26 protein-coding genes and 1 riboswitch are annotated in these 21,768 nt (G+C 58.6%); of the genes, 11 read left to right on the plus strand and 15 right to left on the minus strand.

Annotated elements, in window-relative coordinates; genetic code table 11:
• Nucleotides 1-24 precede the first annotated feature (24 nt).
• From KUW67_RS01650 to gap (KUW67_RS01675), 6 genes are all read right to left on the minus strand, one after another.
• Nucleotides 25-960, minus strand: coding sequence for an ABC transporter substrate-binding protein (locus KUW67_RS01650; protein WP_224823520.1), 936 nt, complete (start codon nucleotides 958-960; stop codon nucleotides 25-27).
• A gap of 12 nt (nucleotides 961-972) precedes the next feature.
• The gene (locus KUW67_RS01655; protein ID WP_224823521.1) at nucleotides 973-1,755 is read right to left on the minus strand and encodes an ABC transporter ATP-binding protein; all 783 of its coding nucleotides are present in this window, start codon (nucleotides 1,753-1,755) and stop codon (nucleotides 973-975) included.
• Nucleotides 1,752-2,159, minus strand: coding sequence for a DUF1636 domain-containing protein (locus KUW67_RS01660; RefSeq protein WP_224823522.1), 408 nt, complete (start codon nucleotides 2,157-2,159; stop codon nucleotides 1,752-1,754). The genes KUW67_RS01655 and KUW67_RS01660 overlap by 4 nt, the downstream gene beginning before the upstream one ends.
• Nucleotides 2,160-2,262: 103 nt before the next feature.
• Nucleotides 2,263-2,481, minus strand: a riboswitch (cobalamin riboswitch).
• 53 nt (nucleotides 2,482-2,534) lie between these two features.
• Nucleotides 2,535-3,536, minus strand: a complete 1,002-nt coding sequence (gene gap, locus KUW67_RS01665) for a type I glyceraldehyde-3-phosphate dehydrogenase (protein WP_224823523.1) — start codon at nucleotides 3,534-3,536, stop codon at nucleotides 2,535-2,537.
• A 98-nt stretch (nucleotides 3,537-3,634) separates the two neighbouring features.
• Nucleotides 3,635-3,778 (minus strand): hypothetical protein, encoded by a 144-nt coding sequence (locus KUW67_RS01670; RefSeq protein ID WP_224823524.1) that lies wholly within the window; start codon nucleotides 3,776-3,778, stop codon nucleotides 3,635-3,637.
• Nucleotides 3,779-3,841: 63 nt separating this feature from the next.
• Nucleotides 3,842-4,846: a type I glyceraldehyde-3-phosphate dehydrogenase gene (gap, locus tag KUW67_RS01675; RefSeq protein WP_224823809.1), complete on the minus strand. Its 1,005-nt coding sequence runs from the start codon at nucleotides 4,844-4,846 to the stop codon at nucleotides 3,842-3,844.
• A 253-nt stretch (nucleotides 4,847-5,099) separates the two neighbouring features.
• On the opposite strand from gap (KUW67_RS01675), the gene KUW67_RS01680 reads away from it, so the two are divergent.
• On the plus strand, nucleotides 5,100-6,056 hold the full coding sequence (locus KUW67_RS01680; protein WP_224823525.1) for a DUF808 domain-containing protein: 957 nt from the start codon (nucleotides 5,100-5,102) through the stop codon (nucleotides 6,054-6,056).
• Between the two features lie 100 nt (nucleotides 6,057-6,156).
• Nucleotides 6,157-6,636, plus strand: a complete 480-nt coding sequence (locus KUW67_RS01685; RefSeq protein ID WP_224823526.1) for a hypothetical protein — start codon at nucleotides 6,157-6,159, stop codon at nucleotides 6,634-6,636.
• A gap of 141 nt (nucleotides 6,637-6,777) precedes the next feature.
• On the opposite strand, the gene tkt is transcribed toward KUW67_RS01685, so the two are convergent.
• Entirely contained in the window at nucleotides 6,778-8,799 is a 2,022-nt protein-coding gene (tkt, locus tag KUW67_RS01690) for a transketolase (protein ID WP_224823527.1), read from the minus strand.
• Nucleotides 8,800-9,027: 228 nt separating this feature from the next.
• Here tkt and KUW67_RS01695 point away from each other — a divergent pair, with 228 nt between their 5' ends.
• The gene (locus tag KUW67_RS01695) at nucleotides 9,028-9,516 is read left to right on the plus strand and encodes a hypothetical protein (protein ID WP_224823528.1); all 489 of its coding nucleotides are present in this window, start codon (nucleotides 9,028-9,030) and stop codon (nucleotides 9,514-9,516) included.
• Nucleotides 9,516-9,929, plus strand: coding sequence for a cell division protein ZapA (locus KUW67_RS01700; protein WP_224823529.1), 414 nt, complete (start codon nucleotides 9,516-9,518; stop codon nucleotides 9,927-9,929). The genes KUW67_RS01695 and KUW67_RS01700 overlap by 1 nt, the downstream gene beginning before the upstream one ends.
• Before the next feature lie 21 nt (nucleotides 9,930-9,950).
• On the opposite strand, the gene KUW67_RS01705 is transcribed toward KUW67_RS01700, so the two are convergent.
• From KUW67_RS01705 to purL, 5 genes are all read right to left on the minus strand, one after another.
• On the minus strand, nucleotides 9,951-10,259 hold the full coding sequence (locus tag KUW67_RS01705) for a pentapeptide repeat-containing protein (RefSeq protein WP_224823530.1): 309 nt from the start codon (nucleotides 10,257-10,259) through the stop codon (nucleotides 9,951-9,953).
• Between the two features lie 232 nt (nucleotides 10,260-10,491).
• Entirely contained in the window at nucleotides 10,492-10,854 is a 363-nt protein-coding gene (gene grxD, locus KUW67_RS01710) for a Grx4 family monothiol glutaredoxin (RefSeq protein WP_224823531.1), read from the minus strand.
• Nucleotides 10,851-11,075 carry a hypothetical protein gene (locus KUW67_RS01715; protein WP_224823532.1) on the minus strand — a complete coding sequence of 75 codons (225 nt, stop codon included), beginning with the start codon at nucleotides 11,073-11,075 and terminating at the stop codon, nucleotides 10,851-10,853. The genes grxD and KUW67_RS01715 overlap by 4 nt, the downstream gene beginning before the upstream one ends.
• Before the next feature lie 27 nt (nucleotides 11,076-11,102).
• Nucleotides 11,103-11,339: a BolA/IbaG family iron-sulfur metabolism protein gene (locus tag KUW67_RS01720; protein WP_224823533.1), complete on the minus strand. Its 237-nt coding sequence runs from the start codon at nucleotides 11,337-11,339 to the stop codon at nucleotides 11,103-11,105.
• Between the two features lie 63 nt (nucleotides 11,340-11,402).
• Entirely contained in the window at nucleotides 11,403-13,562 is a 2,160-nt protein-coding gene (gene purL / locus KUW67_RS01725) for a phosphoribosylformylglycinamidine synthase subunit PurL (protein ID WP_224823534.1), read from the minus strand.
• 125 nt (nucleotides 13,563-13,687) lie between these two features.
• On the opposite strand from purL, the gene KUW67_RS01730 reads away from it, so the two are divergent.
• Entirely contained in the window at nucleotides 13,688-13,948 is a 261-nt protein-coding gene (locus tag KUW67_RS01730; protein WP_224823535.1) for a hypothetical protein, read from the plus strand.
• A gap of 167 nt (nucleotides 13,949-14,115) precedes the next feature.
• Nucleotides 14,116-14,289 (plus strand): hypothetical protein, encoded by a 174-nt coding sequence (locus KUW67_RS01735; protein ID WP_224823536.1) that lies wholly within the window; start codon nucleotides 14,116-14,118, stop codon nucleotides 14,287-14,289.
• A 57-nt stretch (nucleotides 14,290-14,346) separates the two neighbouring features.
• Here KUW67_RS01735 and KUW67_RS01740 read toward each other — a convergent pair whose 3' ends face one another.
• Complete coding sequence (locus tag KUW67_RS01740; protein WP_224823537.1) at nucleotides 14,347-14,559, minus strand: hypothetical protein; 213 nt, start codon at nucleotides 14,557-14,559, stop codon at nucleotides 14,347-14,349.
• A 176-nt stretch (nucleotides 14,560-14,735) separates the two neighbouring features.
• Between KUW67_RS01740 and KUW67_RS01745 the strand changes: the two genes are divergently transcribed.
• The 4 genes from KUW67_RS01745 to KUW67_RS01760 all read left to right on the plus strand — a co-directional run bounded on the left by KUW67_RS01745 (nucleotide 14,736) and on the right by KUW67_RS01760 (nucleotide 16,978).
• Nucleotides 14,736-15,725 carry a sensor histidine kinase gene (locus KUW67_RS01745; protein ID WP_224823538.1) on the plus strand — a complete coding sequence of 330 codons (990 nt, stop codon included), beginning with the start codon at nucleotides 14,736-14,738 and terminating at the stop codon, nucleotides 15,723-15,725.
• Between the two features lie 254 nt (nucleotides 15,726-15,979).
• Complete coding sequence (locus KUW67_RS01750) at nucleotides 15,980-16,354, plus strand: hypothetical protein (protein ID WP_224823539.1); 375 nt, start codon at nucleotides 15,980-15,982, stop codon at nucleotides 16,352-16,354.
• The gene (locus tag KUW67_RS01755; RefSeq protein ID WP_224823540.1) at nucleotides 16,335-16,688 is read left to right on the plus strand and encodes an XRE family transcriptional regulator; all 354 of its coding nucleotides are present in this window, start codon (nucleotides 16,335-16,337) and stop codon (nucleotides 16,686-16,688) included. Before KUW67_RS01750 ends, KUW67_RS01755 begins: the two co-directional genes overlap by 20 nt.
• Nucleotides 16,688-16,978, plus strand: coding sequence for a hypothetical protein (locus tag KUW67_RS01760; protein WP_224823541.1), 291 nt, complete (start codon nucleotides 16,688-16,690; stop codon nucleotides 16,976-16,978). Before KUW67_RS01755 ends, KUW67_RS01760 begins: the two co-directional genes overlap by 1 nt.
• Nucleotides 16,979-17,052: 74 nt before the next feature.
• Here KUW67_RS01760 and KUW67_RS01765 read toward each other — a convergent pair whose 3' ends face one another.
• Nucleotides 17,053-17,187 carry an entericidin A/B family lipoprotein gene (locus tag KUW67_RS01765; RefSeq protein WP_224823542.1) on the minus strand — a complete coding sequence of 45 codons (135 nt, stop codon included), beginning with the start codon at nucleotides 17,185-17,187 and terminating at the stop codon, nucleotides 17,053-17,055.
• Between the two features lie 102 nt (nucleotides 17,188-17,289).
• Nucleotides 17,290-18,195: a LysR family transcriptional regulator gene (locus tag KUW67_RS01770; protein WP_224823543.1), complete on the minus strand. Its 906-nt coding sequence runs from the start codon at nucleotides 18,193-18,195 to the stop codon at nucleotides 17,290-17,292.
• 139 nt (nucleotides 18,196-18,334) lie between these two features.
• Between KUW67_RS01770 and KUW67_RS01775 the strand changes: the two genes are divergently transcribed.
• Complete coding sequence (locus KUW67_RS01775; RefSeq protein ID WP_224823544.1) at nucleotides 18,335-21,742, plus strand: indolepyruvate ferredoxin oxidoreductase family protein; 3,408 nt, start codon at nucleotides 18,335-18,337, stop codon at nucleotides 21,740-21,742.
• Nucleotides 21,743-21,768 lie beyond the last annotated feature (26 nt).

Genomic DNA, 21,768 nt, shown 5'->3' on the forward strand with positions numbered 1-21,768 from the left:
TGTGACGGTCCTCTCCATTTTTGCTTACTCCGCCCGGAAGGCTTCAGCGAGCGTCTTGACCGCCTGAATATTGCGCGGCCCTGGTGTTGCCTCGACATATTCCAGCGTCACGAAGCGATCATTTTTGACCGCATCCAGATCGGCAAAGGCCGGGTTTGACATCATGAAGGCGCGCTTTTCCTCAGCGGTAACGTTGCCGTAGTTCACGATTATGATGACTTCCGGGTTGCGCTCGACCACGGCTTCCCAGCCCACGGTCCCCCAACTTTTCTCGAAGTCGTTCATGATATTGGTGCCACCTGCGGCTTCGATCAACGCGTTGGGCATGGCGTAGCGCCCGGCGGTAAAAGGCACGTCCTCGCCGCTGTCATAGACAAAAACACGCGGCGCGCGCTCCAGCGGGGTCAGCCCATTCGTGAACGTCTCAAGCTCAGCCTTATAGCCTGCCACCAGCTCTTCGGCCTTGGCCATTTCACCAAAGATTGCGCCCAGATTCAGCAGGTCATTATACATATCATCCATACTGGCGACGTCTTTGTCACCGATATGGATGCAGCTTTCGGTCAGCTCGTAAACTTGGATGCCGAACGGTTCTAGCGTCTCAGGCGTGACCTCGCCGCCAACCTTCATGCCGTAATTCCACCCCGCGAAGAAGAAATCCGCATCCGCGCCGATCAGGACCTCTTTGCTGGGGTATTTCTCGGACAGTTCGGGCAACTCGGTCAGGCCCGCGCGCATCTCTTCATCAAGCTTGTTCCAACCGTTGATGCCTGTGAACCCGACCATGCGGTCGGTCAGGCCGAGCACTAGCATCATCTCGGTCAGATTCACATCGTTTGAAATCGCGGCTTGCGGCGGCGCATCAAACGTCACCTCGCGGTCGCAGCTTTGCACCGTGGTCTGTGCGATTGCGCTGGTCGCTGTCATCAGGGCGGCGAGCGTTGTCAGATATCGTTTCATGAGCATGTCCCGTCAGTTGGGTAGATGGAAAGAAAAGTGAGTGTCTTCGCTGGGGCTGAGCCGTTCACGTCGCGCGTCCACGCGGAACGCCCCTGAGACCAGGGTTTCGGTCAGAATGTGATCGGGTGCGCCAAAGCCCAGCAGATGGCCGCGCTCCAACACCAGCACGGTGTCGCAAACCTCGGCGGCCATGTTCAGATCGTGCAGCGAGACGATAATCGTCAGATCCAGATCACGGATCAGCGCCAGCACTTCTAATTGGTTGCGGATGTCCAAGTGATTGGTCGGCTCGTCCAGCACCAGCACCTGCGGTTCCTGTGCCAGCGCGCGGGCAACCATGACGCGCTGCCGCTCGCCCCCCGACAGCGTCACCAGATCGCGATGCGCCAGACCTTGCAGATCAAGCCGGGCGAGGGCGGCCTCGACGATATCGGCGTCGTGCGCGCCAGCGGTCGAAAAGCCGAGCCGATGCGGCGTGCGCCCCAGCGTGACGATCTCGCGGACAGTCAATCCGAACGACGAGGGTTGCTCTTGCAGCACCGCAGCCACTTTGCGTGCGGCAGCACGCGGTGGCATCGCCCAGATATCCTCGCCTCCGATGCGGACCGATCCGGTCAAGGGAGCCTGATATCGGTAGAGCATGCGCAGCAAGGTGGACTTGCCCGCACCATTCGGCCCGACAACGCCCATAATTTGACCAGCCTCAACGCTGAAGCTCGTGGGGTGCACCAACGGTGCCTCCCCTTTGCGCGGCGACCAGCTGATGCTTTCGGCGACCAGATCGGCGGCCCTCATGACGCACGCTCGGTTGTGTCTTCCATCGCGATGATCGCGGCGGGCACACGGGCGAGCGTAGACTTACGCAGCCTGCTGGGGCGATCCACCGATGAACACCAGCCATCGCCCAAGACCGCGTATTGCCTGGCGAAGGCCACCAGATCGTCAATGTCGCTGTCCGCTTCGATATCACCGAACAGATACGTAGCTTTGCGCGTGCCGTGATAGGCGACAGTGCAAGGGCGGTCACAGCCCGCCATACAGGCAACGCCCGAGATTTCGAAATCTTCCGAGACCGCATCGCCCGCAGCCTCAATCGCCTTGCGCAATCGCGCGATCAGCTCATAGCCGGGGCGACAATCCCTGCCTTTATGCCGGCAGGATGTGCAGACAGTAATTCTATGTGTGGTGGTCTGGCCCATTTCGCCCTCCGCGAAGATGCGGGGCGGGAAAAAAGCCATGTCAGTTGCAACGCAGCGCGTTGTTCATCCATCATGATCTCCTGTCCGGACACCCCGTCCGGGTTGAGGTTTCATTCATGATGGCAGGTCTCCTGACTTGCGGGTCTGGGCTTCCCCGATCCTTCCCACGCTCGGCGCGCAGTGGTGATCTTCGGGGTGGCTCGCCGCTTACAGTTGCGGGGGCAGTTACGGAGTTGGCGCCGATTTGGCTCTTCCTCACCGTATTCCCTTTTCATTCCGGCCACGCCTTTTGGCACCGGAAACCATCACGAGTGTTGTCAGAGAGAATCCGCATCCCGTCAAGAGAAGTTGACAGCATGCGGCAAGAAAGACCGGTTAAAGCAGCTTGCCCATGGCAACCGCGGTATCGGCCATGCGATTGGAAAAGCCCCATTCATTGTCATACCAGCTTAGGATCCGGCACATCGTGCCCTCCATGACCTTGGTCTGATCGGTCGCAAAGATCGAAGAATGTGGGTCGTGATTGAAATCCATGCTGACCAGCTTTTCGTCCGTGACGCCCAACACGCCTTTCAAGGGCCCGTCCGCTGCGGCCTGAATCGCCGCGTTGATTTCTTCGACACTGGTCTCACGGCTTGCCTCAAACGTCATATCAACGACCGACACATTTGGTGTTGGCACACGCACGGCCACGCCATCAAGCTTGCCGTCCAGCTCTGGCAGAACGAGGCCCACGGCCTTCGCGGCACCCGTGGACGTTGGGATCATGCTCAACGCAGCTGCCCGCGCGCGATACAAATCCTTGTGCATCGTATCCAGCGTCGGCTGATCGCCGGTATAGCTGTGAATTGTCGTCATGAAGCCTTTGGTAATCCCGACGCTGTCATTCAAAACCTTGGCCACAGGCGCCAGACAGTTCGTCGTGCAGGACGCGTTCGATACGATGACATCATCGCCTGTCAGCATGTCATGGTTCACACCGTAAACGATTGTTTTATCGGCATCCTTCCCAGGGGCTGAAATCAGAACGCGGCTCGCCCCATTGTCCAGATGCGCCTGACACGCCTCTTTCGAGGTGAAAATCCCGGTGCATTCCAGCACGATATCCACATCCGCCCAGGGCAGGTCCGCCGGGTTGCGCAGTGCTGTTACAGCCATCGGCCCGCGGCCTACGTCGATGCTTGTCTCAGTGACCGTGACCTCTGCAGGAAAGCGGCCATGCACGCTGTCATAGCGCAGCAGATGCGCGTTCGTCTCGACGGGGCCCAGATCATTGATCGCAACGACCTCGATATCGGTACGCCCGCTTTCGATAATCGCGCGGAGCACGTTGCGGCCGATGCGGCCAAATCCGTTAATGGCAACTTTGACGGTCATCACTGCCCCCTTTGAAAGCTGATTGGACGCGTGACTCGCGCCGTTACCGCTAACATGCGCATTCCAGCGCAAAGGTCAACCGGCAGGCCTGTGCTGGCCTAACGCCAGAAGGCGAGGTATTCGATAAGAAGAAACATCTCTTTGCCCATGAAGATGGAGGCTTGGGCGTCGTTCAGAAACACATCAGCAGCCAGCGCGCCGACAACGGCGACGGCCAATCCCAAGGCAATACTGTTCGTCATGGGCGCTGTCTCAAATCTGGTTCTGCCGGTCGCTTATGCACAACGCGGCACAGGTTGACCAGCTTAGTGCAGCAATCGGCCCATCGCGCCAGCGACATCAGCCATGCGGCACGAGAAGCCCCATTCGTTGTCATACCAGGCCAGCACGCGCACCGTGCGACCGCCGACAACCTTTGTCTGGTCCGGCGCAAAGATCGAGCTGTGTGGCGTGTGGTTGAAATCAATGGAGACCTTCGGCGCGTCGTCATAGGACAGCACAGCACCCATATGCCCCGCCGCCGCTTCGGCCACGACTGCATTCACATCGGCCACAGTCACGTCTTTGGACGCCTCAAAGGTCAGGTCAACCGCGCTGACATTCGGGGTCGGGACCCGCATCGCAGTGCCGTCTAGCTTACCGTCCAACTCAGGCAGTACTTCACCCAAAGCCTTCGCCGCCCCGGTTGAGGTTGGGATCATCGCCATCGCTGCCGCCCGCGCGCGGTAAAGGTCCTTGTGGCGACGGTCCAGCGTCGGCTGATCGCCGGTATAGCTGTGGATCGTTGTCATGATTCCGCGCTCGATGCCAATCGCGTCGTTCAGCACTTTGGCCAGCGGCGCCAGACAGTTCGTCGTGCAGGACCCGTTCGAGACCATCGTCTCCCCGCGCTGCAGATCGCGGTGGTTCACGCCGTAGACAACCGTGCGCTGTACGTTGCTGGCAGGGGCCGAGATCAGAACCGACTTCGCCCCGCGCTCAAGATGCACGGCAGACTTGCCGCCATCGTTGAAATTGCCCGTGCATTCCAGAACTACGTCACAACCCGACCAATCCAGTTCTGCGGGCTCATAGGTCGAAAACATCTCCATCGGGCCACGGCCCAGATCCATCGTGTTGCCCTCAACCCGAACCTCGCCGGGAAAGCGCCCATGGACGCTGTCGAACCGAAGCAGATGCGCGCTGGTCTCAAGCGGGCCGGTCGCGTTGATCTTCACGACCTGCACATCATTGCGCCCACTTTCGGCGATATGGGCCAAAGTGCAGCGACCGATCCGGCCAAATCCGTTAATCCCGACTGTGACGGTCATCATGCACGCTCCTGCGATCCGGTATGCCTTGGTATTCCTTGCGGTCGATATAGGGGCAAGGGCGATCCCAACAAAGGGAAAAACGCAGAACACTCAATATGTTAGCGATAAACGTGACAGGGCGGCACATGGTTGCGCTAACGAAGTGCGGAACCCTTGCGTGATCGACACGTTAACCTCGGTTATATCGGCATAAGCGGTCGATTCGACACACAGCACAGACCGCACAACAAAACGGGTGAGGGCAGGTATCATGAGTGGACTTCTGGCGCTTTTGGATGATGTGGCGGGGATCGCAAAGGTCGCGGCGGCATCTGTCGACGATGTGGCGGCGCAAGCACTAAAGTCAGGCTCCAAAGCGGCTGGGGCCGTGATTGACGATGCTGCCGTCACGCCAAAATACGTGCAAGGCTTCGATCCTGCCCGAGAGTTGCCAATCATCTGGAAAATCGCGCGCGCCTCGCTTTTCAACAAGCTCGTTTTTCTCTTGCCTGCTGGTATGGCGCTGAACACCTTTGCCCCTTGGGCGATCCCAATCCTGCTGATCCTTGGTGGCGCTTACTTGTGTTTCGAGGGCGCCGAGAAAGTGCATCACTGGCTCTTTCCTCATGACGAATTGGACCACGGCGTCGAAGACGTGGGCGACCCGGCGCATCTGGAAGAAGAGAAGGTCAAAGGAGCGATCAAGACCGATTTCATCCTCTCGGCCGAGATCATGACCATTGCCCTTGCGGCAATCCCCGCCAGCACCTTCTGGTTCGAAGCGGCGACGCTCGCCACCGTGGCCATTGGTATCACGCTGGCTGTCTATGGCTCTGTCGCATTGATCGTCAAAGCCGATGATCTGGGCCTGCTGATGAGCGCCGAAGGGCGGCTTGGCCTGACCCGCAAGATTGGACGCGGTATCGTTAAGGGGATGCCGAAGGTTCTGAAATTGCTGATGATTATTGGGACGGCGGCCATGCTCTGGGTGGGGGGCAATATTATCGTGCATTCCCTCGCGGTTCTGGGTCTTGATGGGATCGAGACTGTCATCAAAGGCGCTGCAAAAGCGGTTGCCGCAGGGGTGGACGGCGCAAAAGGTTTCGTCAACTGGCTGGTCGTCGCTACGCTGGACGGGCTGCTTGGGTTGGCCATTGGCTTTGGCCTGATCCCGCTGGTAACCAATTTGATCGTGCCGCTTTGGGCTCGCATCGCTTCGCGTGCTTAAAAAAGGGCATTTAAAGATCAGTTCGGAACTTTGCATCGAATGGTTCGTTAATCGTCACATGTCTCGCATCTGCGGGGCTTAGACGAAAAGGAATGACGTTATGAAAAAGATGATGCTGACGACCGCCGCAATTCTTTCCCTCTCTGCAGCGACAGCTGGTGCTGCGACGATGGTGAGTGACGTGAACGTAGAGGCCGACTTGACAGCGATCCAGGACCTTGATGCGGCTGCGCATTTGGCAACCCTGACGCAGGACCTGGAGACAGCTATCATTGAACGCTTGGTCAACCGTATCGCCGAAGACGGTGCCACGATCAGCGTCGACATCGATGAGCTGGAACTGGCCAACATGTTCGAGACACAGGTCGATATCGACAGCTCGAAATTGGTTGGTGACGTGGATATCGATGTCGAGGGTAACTACGGCGACATGGACTACACTTTGAGTGTTTCCGCACGTCAGATTGAGCCCATGTTGGCGGGCGAAGATGTGCAATATCGTATGACGAGCAGCGAAGAGTTTTATACGTTGATGATCAACGCGTTCGCTGACAATGTCGTCGAGAAGCTTGACAGCTAAAACAGTCTTCAAAGCATGACGTAAAACCGCGCCTTGGAAAGAGGTGCGGTTTTTTTTGTCCAAGAAACACGTTAGAATCGAGCAACAAAAAGGGCCAACGCGGGATGCGTCGGCCCTATTCTGCTCGCCACAAGATGCGATTTACCTGATCAGGGACTTAGCCTTATCAGCGACCGCCTGTGCAGTGATGCCGAACTGCTCGTAAAGCACCTCTGCCGGAGCGGATGCACCAAAATCATGCATGCCAACGAAGCCTGATTTCTCGCGCTTGCCGCGCTCACCGTAAAGCCAGCGATCCCAGCCAAATCGAATGGCTGCCTCGACCGCCACACGCACCGGACCACCGGGCAACACGCGCTTGCGATAGCTTTCGTCCTGCTCCTCGAACAGCTCCCAGCAGGGCATCGACACGACCCGCGTGCCGATCCCTTCGGCTTGCAGGATATCCCGCGCGGCCATCGCGATCTCGACTTCGGACCCGGTCGCCATCAAAAGCGCCTGACGTTTGCCTTCGGCATCGGCCAGCACATAGGCCCCCTGGGCGACCATGTTCTTGGTCTTATGCTCGGTCCGCAGCGTCGGCAGGCCCTGACGGGTCAGCGACAGCACTGACGGAGTTTCTTTGGACGTGAAAGCCAGCTCCCAGGCCTCGGCTGTTTCGACCGTGTCGCAAGGGCGGAACACGTTCATGTTGGGCGTCGCGCGCAGCATCGCCAGATGCTCGACCGGCTGGTGGGTTGGGCCATCTTCGCCCAGACCGATGCTGTCATGTGTCATCACATAAACCGTCGGCACTTTCATCAACGCGGACAGGCGCATCGCAGGGCGTGCGTAGTCAGTAAAGCACATGAATGTGCCTGAGTAGGGGCGCATCCCGCCATGCAGCACCATGCCATTCATTGCCGCCGCCATGCCATGCTCACGGATGCCGTAATGCACGAAGCGCCCACCACGGTTTTCGGGATCAAACACACCCAGATCAGCCGTTTTGGTGTTGTTCGATCCGGTCAGGTCGGCCGAGCCGCCCACGGTTTCCGGCAGGATCGGGTTGATTACTTCCAGCACCATTTCCGAGGACTTGCGCGTCGCGACCTTCGGAGCGCTCTCGCTCACCTGCTTTTTCAGCGCTTTGACCACAGCGCTCAGTTTCTTCGGCGTGTCCAGCGCATAAGCGCGTTCGAACTGCTCGCGCTTGCTTTTGGAGATACCAGCCAGGCGGTCCTCCCAAGCTGCGCGATCCTCAGCGCCTCGCGACCCAATCGCTTCCCAAGCCGTCTTCGTCTCTGCCGGAACTTCGAACGGGCCGGTGGTCCAGCCATAGGCGTCCTTCGCATCGGCGATCAGTTTTTCATCGGTCAGCGCGCCATGCCCTTTGGAGGTGTCCTGCGCAGATGAGCCCAGAGCGATATGCGTTTTGCACGCAATCATCGTGGGCTTGCGGCCCGACTTCTTGGCCTTAGTGATGGCGTCGTCGATCTCAACGGGATCATGCCCGTCAATCTCGATCACGTTCCAGCCGGACGCTTTGAAGCGCATCACCTGATCGGTGCGATCCGACAGCTCAACCGTGCCGTCGATTGTGATGTTGTTGTTGTCCCAGAACACAATCAGCTTGCTCAGCTCCTGGCGCCCGGCCAACGCGATGGCTTCCTGGCTGACACCTTCCATCAGGCAGCCGTCACCGGCGATGCAGTAGGTGTAGTGATCCACGATCTTCTTGCCATACATCGCGCGCTGAATCTCTTCGGCCATGGCAAAGCCGACCGAATTGGCGATGCCTTGACCCAGCGGGCCGGTCGTCGTCTCGACACCCTTGGCGTGGCCATATTCCGGGTGACCTGCTGTGATCGCGCCCCACTGGCGAAAGTTCTTGATCTGGTCGAGCGTCATGTCCTCGTAGCCGGTCAGATGCAGCAAGGAATAGATCAACATCGAGCCGTGGCCAGCGGATAGAATGAACCGGTCGCGGTCTGGCCAGTCAGGAGCCTTAGCGTCAAATTTCAGATGTTTTTCAAAGAGAACCGTCGCGACATCGGCCATGCCCATGGGCATGCCGGAATGGCCGGAATTGGCCGCGTGAATGGCATCCAGCGTCAGCGCGCGGATTGCGGCAGCTTTGGACCAATGATCGGGGTGCGCGGCGCGCAGGGCAGAAATGTCCACGGGTGGGATGTCCTTTGGCGACAGTAACAGATGCACGGGGTTTACCAGCCAAGCGGCGAAGTTCAAGCCGTGACGGCTGGCACTTTAATGCCGTCCCGTAAGCCCTTGTTCGCAAAGGATGGGCAAAATCGCGTGCGGTGCGTTACACTTGGATAACAACCGGAACGGGTTTGATTCGGCCAACGCGCCGACGACGTATGAGGACCAGAGCAGAAGGGGCCTGACACCATGAGCGACCTTGCCGAATACGAGCGCCGCATCAGTGCGGCACTTGAGAAGATAGGAGCGGGGGTTGAGGCTTTGTCCAAGCCCTCCGCAGCACCAGAGACTAGTGGCCTGGAGGCCGAGCTTGCGGGACTGCGCGCTCAGCTTGAGGACGAGAAAACCGCCAACGCCCAATTGGAAGAGCGTATTCGCACATTGAAAGACCGTCAGGACGGCGAAGTGGCTGGACAAAGTGAGGCCCTCGCTGCACAGGCAGAGAAAATTTCGAAAATTGACAAGGAGTTACATCACCTTCGTCAAGTAAACGGTCAGCTGCGTGATGCGGTTGCCAAGCTGCGCGAGGCCAATGCCGAAGGGCTGGCCGAGCCGCATTTGATCAACAAGGCGATGCTGACGGAACTTGAAGCGCTGCGCGCCGTGCAAGCCGCAGACGCCGCTGAGGTGGATGTTATTCTGGACGAATTGGCACCGCTGATGAAGGAGGGCGCGTGATGGCTTCTGTCGATGTGGAAATCGGAGGGCGCAGCTTCAATGTCGCCTGTCAGGACGGTGAAGAGGCTTACCTGAAATCCGCCGCAAAATTGCTTGATATTGAGGCATCGGTGCTGACCAGCCAGATCGGACGTATGCCGGAAAGCCAGATGCTGCTGATGGCGGGGCTGATGCTGGCCGACAAGACCGCCGGGCTGGAAGATCAGGCGCACGGGTTTGGTGCCGAAAAGGAAGAGCTGGAGACCCGCGTCGCGGCCTTGGAAAAGCAGCTGTCAGAGGCGCTGAACCGTCCGGCGCCAGAGCCTGAGAAGATCGAAGTTCCCGTTATCCCGCCTCAGGTCGAAGAAACAATGGCCGAGTTGGCCGCGCGTGCCGAAGCGGTTGCGGCGTCGGTGAACGAAAAGCTGGGGTAGCCGTCTTCGACGCCGCAGAGCTTACCCCTCGCGGGCCTTTTCCCGACGATAGGCATCCTGCAGGTCCTGCAGCGGGATGCCGTCGAGCAGGACGCCCTTCAGATTGCAATCGGTGATGTGAAGCCCTGAGAGGTTCGCATCACGCAAGACCGCGCCGGAGAGGTTCACGTCATGGACGAGAATGCCGGACATGTTGCTGTTATTGATCCGAATGCCGGAGAACTCAATCTGGTTAAAGGTGCAGCCAGACAGATTGGCGTTGTTGAAACGGGATGCGGAGAGATCTGCGTCGTTGACATCCAGTTGTTCGGTCACGCGGTGTAACTTCATCGGACTGTCCTTGATCTGTGAGAGGCAGCGAGGAGCTTATCACAGATTTTTGGCCGGGAGGCGGTATCTTGCTGGCAGTTTGGTGGGTTGTTTTTCAACCGGGCCGGCGCCCCGGACATGATCCGGGGCCTCTTCGCGGGAGGCACGTTGCCTCTTTCGGCGAGGTCCCGGGTCAAGCCCGGGACGTGGGGTTCTATTGGAAAGAGGTCCCGGGTCGAGCCCGGGATGACGCTTAAGCGTTGGCTTCGCGGATCTTGTCAGCCGCGTCTTTGTCGAAGCCGACGCCGTTTTCCGCAAAAAGCGTGTCCAGCTCGCCCGAGAGCGTCATCTCGGTGATGATATCGCAGCCACCGACGAACTCGCCTTTGACATAAAGCTGCGGGATCGTGGGCCAGTCGGAGTAGTCTTTGATGCCTTGGCGCAGGTTATCATCGGCAAGCACGTTCACATCGGCATAATCAACGCCCATGAAGTTCAGCACACCGGCCACGCGGCTGGAAAATCCGCATTGCGGCATCGACTTGGTGCCTTTCATGAAGAGCACCACGTCATTGGCGGTCACGGTCTCTTTGATCTGGGTGGCGGCGTCGCTCATGATTTTTCCTTGGGTTTTCTGTCCTGCGGGACAAAGGTTTTTGCGTATTCCTGCGGGTCGCGGGGGACGCGAATCTGGCTTTGCTGTCCTCCGAGGCCGGAGGAATAATTCACGTCTATGATATGATCTCCGTCGCCGGGTTCAAGGCCGCGGTCTGCGGCATTATCGGCGCGAATGGCGCGTGCGGCGGTGATACCGGTGACGATCACGATGGCGATCAAAAGGCCTATGATGACCGCCAGGTCCATTTAATCGGGGGCCTTTGTGGTAAGCGCCAAGGCGTGCAGTTCGCCGTTATTGCCATCCATCTTGCCCTTGAGCGCTGCGTAGACCGCGCGTTGCTGTTGCACGCGGTTTTGGCCTTTGAAGGAGGCGTCGATCACCTCGGCGGCGTAATGCGCACCGTCATCGCCCTGCACGGTGATTTGCGCGTCAGGGAAGCTCTCCCGAAGAAGGGTTTCGATCTCGTGGGCGGTGATGGGCATGGATGGCTCCGGATCGTTGGTGATAACAGAAAACTAGGGCGCGCGCCGGGATGGCGCAAGCGCTCAGGCGACGGCGACGGCGAAGGACGTTCGGAAAAGCTGGCTCAGCTCGGCCAGCGGGGCCTCGGAATTGCCGATTTTTACACTGTCTCCGGTAAAGCGCCCGACAGAGGTGACGGGGACGCCGACTTGCGCCGCGTTTATCATCAGGGCCTCGGCTTGGTCGAAATTACACGCGATCAGGTAGCGGGCTTGGTCTTCACCGAACAGGGTCGGTGTATCAGCGGCGTCAAGTTGGACGCCCACACCTGCTTCCTCGGCCAGCTCAAACGCGGCCAGCGCAAGGCCGCCATCGGCCAGATCGGTGCATGCCTTGATCAGATCGCGATTGGCGCGGATAAAGTCCCCGTTGCGCTTTTCCGCGTCCAGATCGACATGGGGCGCGTCGCCGTCCTCGCGGTTGAACACCTCGGCCAGGAGGGCGGATTGGCCCAGATGGCCTGTTGTGTCGCCGATCAGCAGGGCAACATGGCCGTCGCGGACGGTGTCGCAGATCATCTCGGCCTCATTGGCCAGAAGGCCCACGGCGCCGATGGTGGGGGTGGGCAGGATACCTTTGCCGTCGGTTTCATTGTAAAGCGAGACGTTGCCGGAGACGATGGGCATATCGAGGGCTGCGACGGCTTCGCCGATGCCTTTGATCGCACCCACAAACTGGCCCATGATTTCGGGCTTTTCGGGGTTGCCGAAGTTGAGGTTGTCGGTCGTGGCGAGGGGGGTCGCGCCCACGGCGGTGAGATTGCGGTATGCTTCGGCTACGGCCTGCTTGCCGCCCTCGAACGGGTTGGCTTTGACGTAGCGCGGGGTGACGTCGGACGTGAAGGCCAACGCTTTTTCGGTGCCGTGGACGCGCACGATGCCCGAGCCGAAGCCCGGCGCGCGGGCGGTGTCGGCCATGACCATGTGGTCGTATTGCTCATAAACCCATTGCTTGGCTGCATAGTTGGGCGAGGATAGCAGCACTTTGAGGCCGTCGATGGGGTCGATTTCCGGGATATCGCCCAGCGAATCGGCTTGCGGGGCTTCAACCCATGGGCGGTCATATTCGGGCGCGGTGCCGGAGAGTGCCTTGAGGGGCAGGTCAGCTTTCATTTCGCCGTCATGCATAATGATAAAGCGATCCTCGGCGATGGTTTCGCCGACAATAGCGAAGTCGAGGTCCCACTTGTCGAAGACGGCTTTAGCTTCGGCCTCAAGCTCGGGTTTGAGAACCATAAGCATGCGTTCTTGCGATTCCGAGAGCATCATCTCGTAGGCCGTCATCGCGTCTTCGCGGACGGGGACGTCGTTGAGGTTCAGCCGGACGCCAAGGTTGCCCTTGTCGCCCATTTCCACGGCAGAGCAGGTGAGGCCCGCCGCGCCCATGTCTTGGATCGAGATCACGGCACCGGTTTGCATCAGCTCAAGCGTGGCCTCCATCAGGCGCTTTTCGGTGAAGGGGTCACCGACTTGAACGGTGGGGCGTTTTGCTTCGATCGTGTCGTCGAACTCGGCAGAGGCCATGGTTGCGCCGCCGACGCCGTCACGGCCGGTTTTGGCACCCAGATAGACGACAGGCATGCCGACGCCGGAAGCCGCGGAGTAGAAAATCTTGTCTGCATCTGCGAGGCCCGCGGCGAAGGCGTTGACGAGGCAGTTGCCGTTATAGGCGGCGTGAAAGCGAACCTCGCCGCCGACATTGGGGACGCCGAAACAATTGCCGTAGCCGCCGATGCCCTCGACCACGCCGTTCACAAGCTGGCGGGTCTTTGGGTGATCCGGTTCGCCAAAAGACAAGGCATTCATCGCCGCGATGGGCCGCGCGCCCATGGTGAAGACGTCGCGTAGGATGCCACCGACGCCGGTGGCCGCCCCTTGGTAGGGTTCGATGTAGGAGGGGTGGTTGTGGCTTTCCATCTTGAAGACCACGGCCTGACCATCGCCGATATCGACAACGCCCGCATTCTCACCTGGACCGCAGATTACTTGGGGGCCGTCTGTGGGCAGGGTGCGCAGCCATTTCTTGGAGGACTTATAAGAGCAATGCTCGTTCCACATGGCGGAGAAGATACCAAGCTCCGTAAATGAAGGCTCTCGTCCGATGATCTCAAGGATGCGGTCATACTCATCGGGGCTCAGCCCGTGAGCAGCGATGAGATCGGGCGAGATGGCAGGCTCTTGCATGGTGGATTCCCCAAGGTCGGCAGTTGCGAAGGTTCTTAGGGCAAGGGCGCGCGCGGGGGAAGGGGGGGCAGCATTGCGATGCCGCGCCGCGCGGTGCTAGGCTATGACGTGGAGGAGAGCGCCTGATGGCTGCAGATCAAGACACTATGCTTGTGCCTTTGGCGCGCCGGTGCCGACGCGTGGCGGCGGCCCTGATCGGTGCGCTCTGGCCGGGCAAAACCGGAGCCAGGGTGGAGGAAGACATAGCCCACCTGTCAGCGCGCGCTCAGATCGCCGTTGTGGGCGGTGTGCTGGCGCTTTTGTTCTTACTAAGCCTCTTTGCCGCGCAGTTCGGCATTGTTGGTCTGGCTGCATTATTCGTTACGATCATCGTCGTGATGCGCTGACATGATCGTTGGCTAACCCAGCGTCATCTTTACCAAATTTGCGATAGACGCTGTGGTATACGTAAGTATGCCATTGAAAATAAAAGAAATTCCTGAAAATTCTTTGATCTGCTTTCTGGAAACTCGCGTATCCCTGTCATTACCACATCAGCACGAAAGGAAATGACATGGACTTCGGACTTGGACTACTGACTTTCGGCACTTTGGGTTTTGTGGCCGTCTTCGGCTATATCAACGCCCGCGAGACGGAGAAGCGTCGCAAGCAGGGTGGGCCGAAATCGGCTTTGTCGCGAGACGGCGCATTGGAACGATTGGCGCGGATGCAGACACCGGCGGAGTAAGCGCCTTACCTAATTTCGATTAAAACGGGATCTGCGCAGCGCAGGTCCTGTTTTTTGTCAGGCCCGACAGGCTTGGATCAGCACAAGCCACAGGCCCAAGGGAACGGTTAGTGTCAGTAATTGCCCCGCAGTTATTGCGCCGGTTCGCTTGTAGCCGCGCATGCCGATGGCGGCTCGAACCGTCTCTTTAATTGAAAAGTTGTTGGCGCGCCGGATCATCAGAATAGTCACGAGGGCGCCCAGCCAGAAAAGGCTGAAAGGCAGGATCATGGTAGATTCGACGCAACTGTCCATGCACGCGACTTATGGCGTTTCACGGTTCTTCAAAAGGCCCTGCCAGAATTTTTTCCATGCTATGTCATAGGACATACCTACGTCACTGACGGTTGCTGTATGCTGACCCGGGCTTTAGAAAAGCGCTTAATGCTGCGGTTCTGGGAGCGGGGATGTCGCAAGATCAAGATTTGAATTACGGACATCTGTCCCCGTCCGAGATGGAAGTGGGCTTGCAGGTGGCGCGCGTGGGTCTGGGAAAGGTTGATTACCGGGCCGACACCGTCCGGCTTGATGCGCTTTCGGCTGATATCTTTGGCTTTACCGCAGGCGAGGACATCCCGCGCGCTGAGTTTCATTCCCGTATTCATCCCGATGATTGGAGCGGGATCGCCCATGAGCTTGATGATCTGCTGGCACCCGAGCATGCGAATGTCATGGATCTGACGCACCGTATTCTGCGTCCCGACGGGGCGCTGCGCTGGCTCAACGCCCGCAAGCAAGTGAGCTTTGAAGGCGATGCGCCAGTCTCCGGTATTTTCGCAGTTGTCGATATCACTGCTGCGAAGATTGCAGAGCAGCAGAACGATGTGCTGATCGGCGAGTTGAACCATCGGACCAAGAACCTGATCGCAGTGATTGCCGGGATTGCCCGCCAAATGAAGCGTCACTGCCCGCCAGAAGAGTTTGCCGACAAGCTGAACGAACGTCTGATGGTGTTGGCGCGCAATCAGGATGCGGTCGTCGAGGGGCGGGGATCTGTCTTTGATCTGGCTGGAATTGTACGCGAGCAAAGCAAGCCGTTTCAGTCGGTAACCGGCAAACGGCTGACCGTGAGCGGACCGGAGTTAGAGTTGTCTCAAAGCGCGGGACAGGTTTTTGGGATGGTGCTGCACGAGCTTTTGACGAACGCTGTAAAATATGGGGCCCTTTCAACCCGTGACGGACGCATCGCTTTGGAGTGGCGCGTCGCGGACGGGCAGGTCGATCTGGCTTGGCAAGAAAGCGGTGGCCCCGCTGTGACTCCGCCGGAGCGGTCTGGATTTGGGGGCGAGGTTCTAAGCTCTCTGCCGCGGATGTCGTTGGAGGCTGAGGTGACCATGGATTATGCGTCTGATGGCTTGCGCTATGCGTTGCATTTGCCGAAATCGGCTCTTGGCTGACCGAGCTTAAGGCGCATACTCAAAAAAAAAGGCCGAGCATAAGCTCGGCCGAAGTCCAACAGGGAGGTATGAAAGCGCTCAATTGTGCGCCTTCGATGCTGCATTTAGGGGCGGTTTGTGAATCGGGCAAGAGCGGGTTGCCCAGAATCGAGGCATAGCCGGTATGCGCTAGACGCATGGATGATAGGGGTATACCCTTGAAGTTATATGCCGCAAATGGTATATAAGCTATGTGATCGGGAAGAGGCTTCGGCGTGAGACGTGCTGTGGAACCTGTTGCGGCCTATCTTGCAGAGGTCCTGGCGGAGTTCGATGCGCCGTCCACGCAATGTATGCTGGGTGTGGATTTGCTGCTCGAAGAGCTTGAGCTGAACGACCCTGATCTGACCGAGCGGTGCGGATTGTTAGCAGATCGCTATGAAATCTATGCGATTGAAATCCCGCGCTGTGCGCATTTGAGGCTGGCTGTGTCGCTTCAGATTGCAAAAGACCCGCCTTGGCCTTGCATCGTGCATGGCCTGGTACGCAGCAAAGACCACCCGTGCGAGGCAGCGCGGCGCAAGGCCGAGAGACATCTCGGACTGATACATCCAAGTTGGGAGGCAGCCCATGGCGACGACAAGTTTTAGGAACCGGGTGCGCAGCCGCCGCCCTGACGTAGTGGCAGGCGGTGAGACGCATGAGTTCAAACGCAAGCTGGCGTTGGCGCTGCGCGCATTGCGCAAGGAAAAGCAGCTGACGCAAAAGGATATCGAGGCCCGATCAACCCTGACGCAGCCGATGATCTCGCGGTTGGAAGCGCCTACGGGCGGTTTGCCCAACTGGGATACGGTGATGCGCTATGTACAGGCCTGTGACGGGCATATGTTGCTTGGCTTTTCAGGCTCGGAATTCGATGAGACTGCTTTTGTAAGCGCGTCGTCCGGTGCATCTGAAGATGTGGTGTCGGCTGTCGCTGTGTGATGACCCCGCAAGAGGCGCATTGGTGGCTCAATCTGATGACCTTGCTGGGCATCGCGGTTTTGGCAGTGCCGGTCTGGTCGCTGAACAACCGCCGCAAGCGCCTGAAGGAAGTGCGCGATCTATTGGCTGAGACGCCCGATAGTTTTAAGCAAAAGGTGCGTGAGATTGTCGTCGACAAACAAGATCGCGATGTGAGCGATTGGCGGCGGATTGACGAGCTGTGCCTTGTTATCGGCTATGGGGCACTGCTGGGTAGTGCGGTATTGCGATTGTTCGTGCCGATAATTTGAAAGCCGTACAGTATTACAAACGCAAAGGCCGAGAACAGCCTTTACGCCTGTTAAAACTTATATCCTAAATAAGATCAGAACTGAGACTGCACTTCGCGGCTTTCCTGCGAGATAACGTCGCCCGCAGTAGAGATGTCTTGTCCAGCGCCTTCGACGGTTTCACAGGCGGCCAAGGCACAGACGGCGAAGAGCAGGGATGCGATACGCATGGCATATCCTTTCACGTTGTTGATCCTCACACGTGAAACCTTCGGCGGCGCGATTGGTTCCGATACGGATGTGCCGGTTTGCGCGGATCTTTGCCAGACCGGCTATTCTCCGCGCGCCGCACGCATCCTTTTGCGGTGGGCAAAAATCTCGTCCTGCACAAAGTCGCGGAAGGCGGCAATCCGTTGCGATTGGCGCAACTCCTCGGGATAGGCAAGAAAGACCGGCACGTCTGCGCTTTCCAGCTCTGGCAGAACCGGGACCAGATCCGGGAAATCCTCGGTCACGTAATCCGGCAGCACACCAATGCCGAGATTGTGCAGCACACCCTGGAGCGCACCGAAATAATTGTTCACGGTCAGCAGCGACGGAATGTCATAGGTCATCAGATGTTGTACCAGCGTGGCACCCGCTGCCACTTGAGCAGAGGAGGGCGATTGGCAAATCAGCCGGTGCTGGGCAATATCTTCGATCTTCTCTGGCGCAGGTCGTGTGGAGAGGTATTCGGGCGATGCAAAGAGCTTCATTTTTACCGTCATCAGCTTCTTGCGGATCAGGTCGGCCTGGGATGGCTCTTTCATCCGTATCGCCACATCGGCCTCGCGCATGGGCAGATCGAGAACATGTTCTTCCAGCATCAGATCTATCTTGAGATCAGGATATTTCTCAAACAAGGCGGGTAGGCGCGGGGCCAACCAAAGCGAACCGAAGCCGGTGGTGGTGGTCACTTTCAGCTCACCGAAAACTTCTTCCTCGCTGTCTTTGATCCGGGCAGAGGCCGCATCAAGACGCTTGGACATGGCGGCGGTCGCATCGAACAGCAACTCGCCTTGCTCGGTCAGAATCAGGCCGCGGGCATGACGGTGAAAAAGCGTCGTATTCAGCGATTCTTCCAACGCGCGGATCTGGCGGCTGACGGCGGATTGCGACAGATGCAGCGTGTCGCCTGCATGGGTCAGCGATCCGGCATCCGCAACTGCGTGGAAAATCCTGAGCTTGTCCCAATCCATCTTTGATCTTCCCCTGCGGCTGTTGGCGCTAACTTATCTTTTCTGCACTGCAGAGGGGAAGGGGGAAAAAGAGGGTTTAAAGGTCAGGGTTTTTGACCTATATTAAAGAGAGCCACTTATCTCGTCTGGGAGGATCGACATGAGTAAGCAAGATATCAGCCTGCACGACAAATACGATCTGGAGAAATCGCCGGTCCTGTTGAACGGGACGCAAGCGTTGGTGCGTTTGATGATGATGCAGCATCTGCGCGACAAGGCCGCCGGGCTGAATACGGCCGGCTATGTCACAGGCTATCGCGGATCTCCGCTTGGGGCGGTCGACATGCAGATGATGCGCGCGGAAAAGGACTTGGCCGAGCATCAGGTCACCTTTCAGTTGGGCTTGAACGAGGATCTGGCGGCGACTGCGCTTTGGGGATCGCAACAGGCAGAGCTGCGAGGTGAAGGGAAGTATGACGGGGTCTTCGGACTTTGGTATGGCAAAGGCCCCGGCGTGGATCGGTCTGGCGATGTGATGCGCCACGCCAACATGGCGGGCTCGTCCCCTCATGGTGGTGTGCTGATGGCGATGGGGGACGACCATACCGGCGAAAGCTCGACCACCTGTCATCAAAGCGATTGGGCGATGGTCGACGCCTATATTCCGGTACTGTCGCCCGCAGGCGTTCAGGAAATTCTCGACTACGGGCTTTACGGGTTCCAACTGTCGCGCTTTGCCGGTGTTTGGGCTGGGTTGAAGCTGATGAAGGACACGGTGGAGGTTACATCCGTGGTCGATGGCCGCGCGGATCGGATGTCGTTTGTGACACCTCAGTTCGAGATGCCCGAGGGTGGTTTGAACATCCGCCTCGGCGATCACTGGGTCCCGCAAGAGCAGCGCATGATCAACTACAAGCGTTTCGCGGCAGAGGCGTTCAGCCATGCCAACAAGATCGACAAGCGGGTCTGGGGCAAGCCGGGGGCCAAGATCGGGTTTGTGGCCGCAGGTAAGAACTGGCTCGATCTGGTGCATGCGTTCTCGCTGCTCAACATTGATGAGGCCGAGGCCGAACGGCTCGGGCTGACCTCCTATAAAATCGGTCAAACCTTCCCGATGGATCGCAAGGGCTTTCACGATTGGGCCGAAGGGCTCGATCTGATTGTGGTGGTCGAGGAAAAGCGCAAGCTGATCGAAGTGCAGGTCAAGGAGGCGATCTTTGACGACCGGCGCGGGCGGCGCGTTTACGGCTGGTACAAGGGCGGACAGAGCGAAGAGCTGTTTCCGACCCACGGCGCGCTTGATCCCATTCTGATTGCCGAGAAAATTGGCGACATCCTGTTGGAAGAAGGCCGCGAGACGGATGGTATCCGCGCGGGGCTGGCCCGTCTGGATGAGGCGCGCCGCGCGGATAACGCTGACGAGTTGGCAACCCGGCTGCCATATTTCTGTTCGGGTTGTCCGCATAACACTTCGACAAAGGTGCCGGAGGGGAGCCGCGCCTCTGCCGGGATCGGGTGTCATATCATGGCGCTTTGGATGGATCGGGACACGTCGGGCTTTACGCATATGGGCGGCGAGGGCGTGAACTGGGTGGGCGAGGCACCGTTTTCAAACCGGGAGCATATTTTCCAGAACCTCGGAGACGGCACGTATAACCATTCCGGCGTGCAGGCGATCCGGGCCGCGTTAATGGCCGGCACCACGATCACCTACAAGATCCTTTACAATGACGCGGTGGCCATGACCGGCGGGCAGGGCAATGACGGTGACCTGACCGCGCCGCAGATCGTGCGCGAAGTGCTGGCGATGGGTGTCACGGATGTCGCCGTCGTCTATGACGAGAAAGAGGATGTGGACCTCAAAGCCTTTCCGTCCGGTGTCGCGTTCCACGAGCGCGCCGCGCTGGGCGAGGTGCAAGAGGCCTTCAGCAAGATCAAAGGCGTGTCGGTGATCGTTTACGTGCAGACCTGCGCTGCAGAGAAGCGCCGTCGCCGCAAACGCGGCACCTTTCCGGACCCCGACAAGCGCGTCTTTATCAACACCGATGTTTGCGAGGGTTGCGGAGATTGCGGGGTGCAGTCGAACTGCGTGTCGATTGTGCCGGTCGAGACAGAACTGGGCCGCAAGCGGGCAATTGATCAGTCTTCTTGCAACAAGGATTTCAGCTGTGTGAACGGGTTCTGCCCATCGTTCGTCACGGTCGAAGGCGCAACTGTGAAAAAAGAAGCCGCCGCCGAGTTCAATTTGCCCGATCTGCCAGACCCGACGCTGCCTGCGATCAATGGAACCCATAACATCGTCATGACAGGGGTCGGCGGCACGGGTGTTGTGACCATCGGTGCTGTGCTGGCGATGGCCGCGCATCTGGATGGCAAGGGCGCGGGCATGATCGAGATGGCAGGCCTCGCACAGAAAGGTGGGGCGGTGCATATCCATCTGCGGCTTGCCAACCGGCCCGAGGATATCAGCGCGATCCGTGTCTCAACCGGGGAATGCGATACGCTGATCGGGGGCGATCTGGTGGTGAGTGCCGGAGCCAAAACCATCGGTCTGTTGCGCAGCGGCAAGACCGGTGCTGTGGTTAACAGCCACGAGATTATCACCGGCGATTTCACGCGCGATACGGAGTTTCGCATCCCGACCGATGATCTGTCCCTCGCATTGGAGCGGCGTTTGAAAGATGATCTGACGCTCTTTGACGCGTCGGACCTGTCCAAGGTGCTGCTGGGGGATTCCATCTTTTCGAACATGATGGTGCTGGGTGCATGTTGGCAGCGCGGATTGATCCCCGTCGCCCATGACGCAATCACCCGTGCGATTGAACTGAACGGGGCAGCGGCTGAACGCAACAAGCGCGCCTTTGAAATGGGGCGCTGGGCGGTGGTGCACCCGGAAGAGGCTGCGCGGATGACCGCGCCGTCTGTGCTGGAACTGCCCAAGACGCTGGACGAGCAGATCGCCTTCCGCGCCGATCATCTGGTGGCCTATCAGGGCAAGCGCTTGGCAAAACGCTACCGGAAGCTGGTGGGTCAATTCGATGATCCAGCGCTGAAGGAGGCCGTCGCGAAGGGCTATCACAAGTTGCTGGCCTATAAGGATGAATATGAGGTCGCGCGACTGCTCCGGTCTTCTGAAGATAAGGCGCGCGCGCAGTTCGACGGCGACTTGCGTTTTACCTATCATCTTGCGCCACCGCTTCTGAGCCGGACTGGTCCTGATGGTCGTCCCAAGAAACGCGCCTTCGGGCCTTGGATTTCAAAGGCATATGGGCCGCTCTCCAAGCTGAAATGGCTGCGCGGCACTCCGTTTGATCTTTTTGGCTACACTGCCGAGCGCAAGATGGAACGACGTTTGATCAAAGACTATGAGCGTGACATGAAACGGCTCTTGGCTGGGCTATCGGAAAGTAATCGCGACATCGCCGTGCAAATCGCAGAGCTGCCCTTGTCGATCCGGGGTTTCGGCCCGATCAAAGAGGTCAATGCACATAAGGCGGCCAAAACGCGCGAGGCCCTTCTTGCCGCATTTGATGCGGGTCCGCAAAGCACGCCTATCGCTGCGGAATAAGGTCGCGCTGGAAAAGCTGGATTGGG

Source organism: Cognatishimia sp. MH4019 (assembly GCF_020177595.1).
Classification (GTDB): Bacteria; Pseudomonadota; Alphaproteobacteria; order Rhodobacterales; family Rhodobacteraceae; genus JAHTBL01.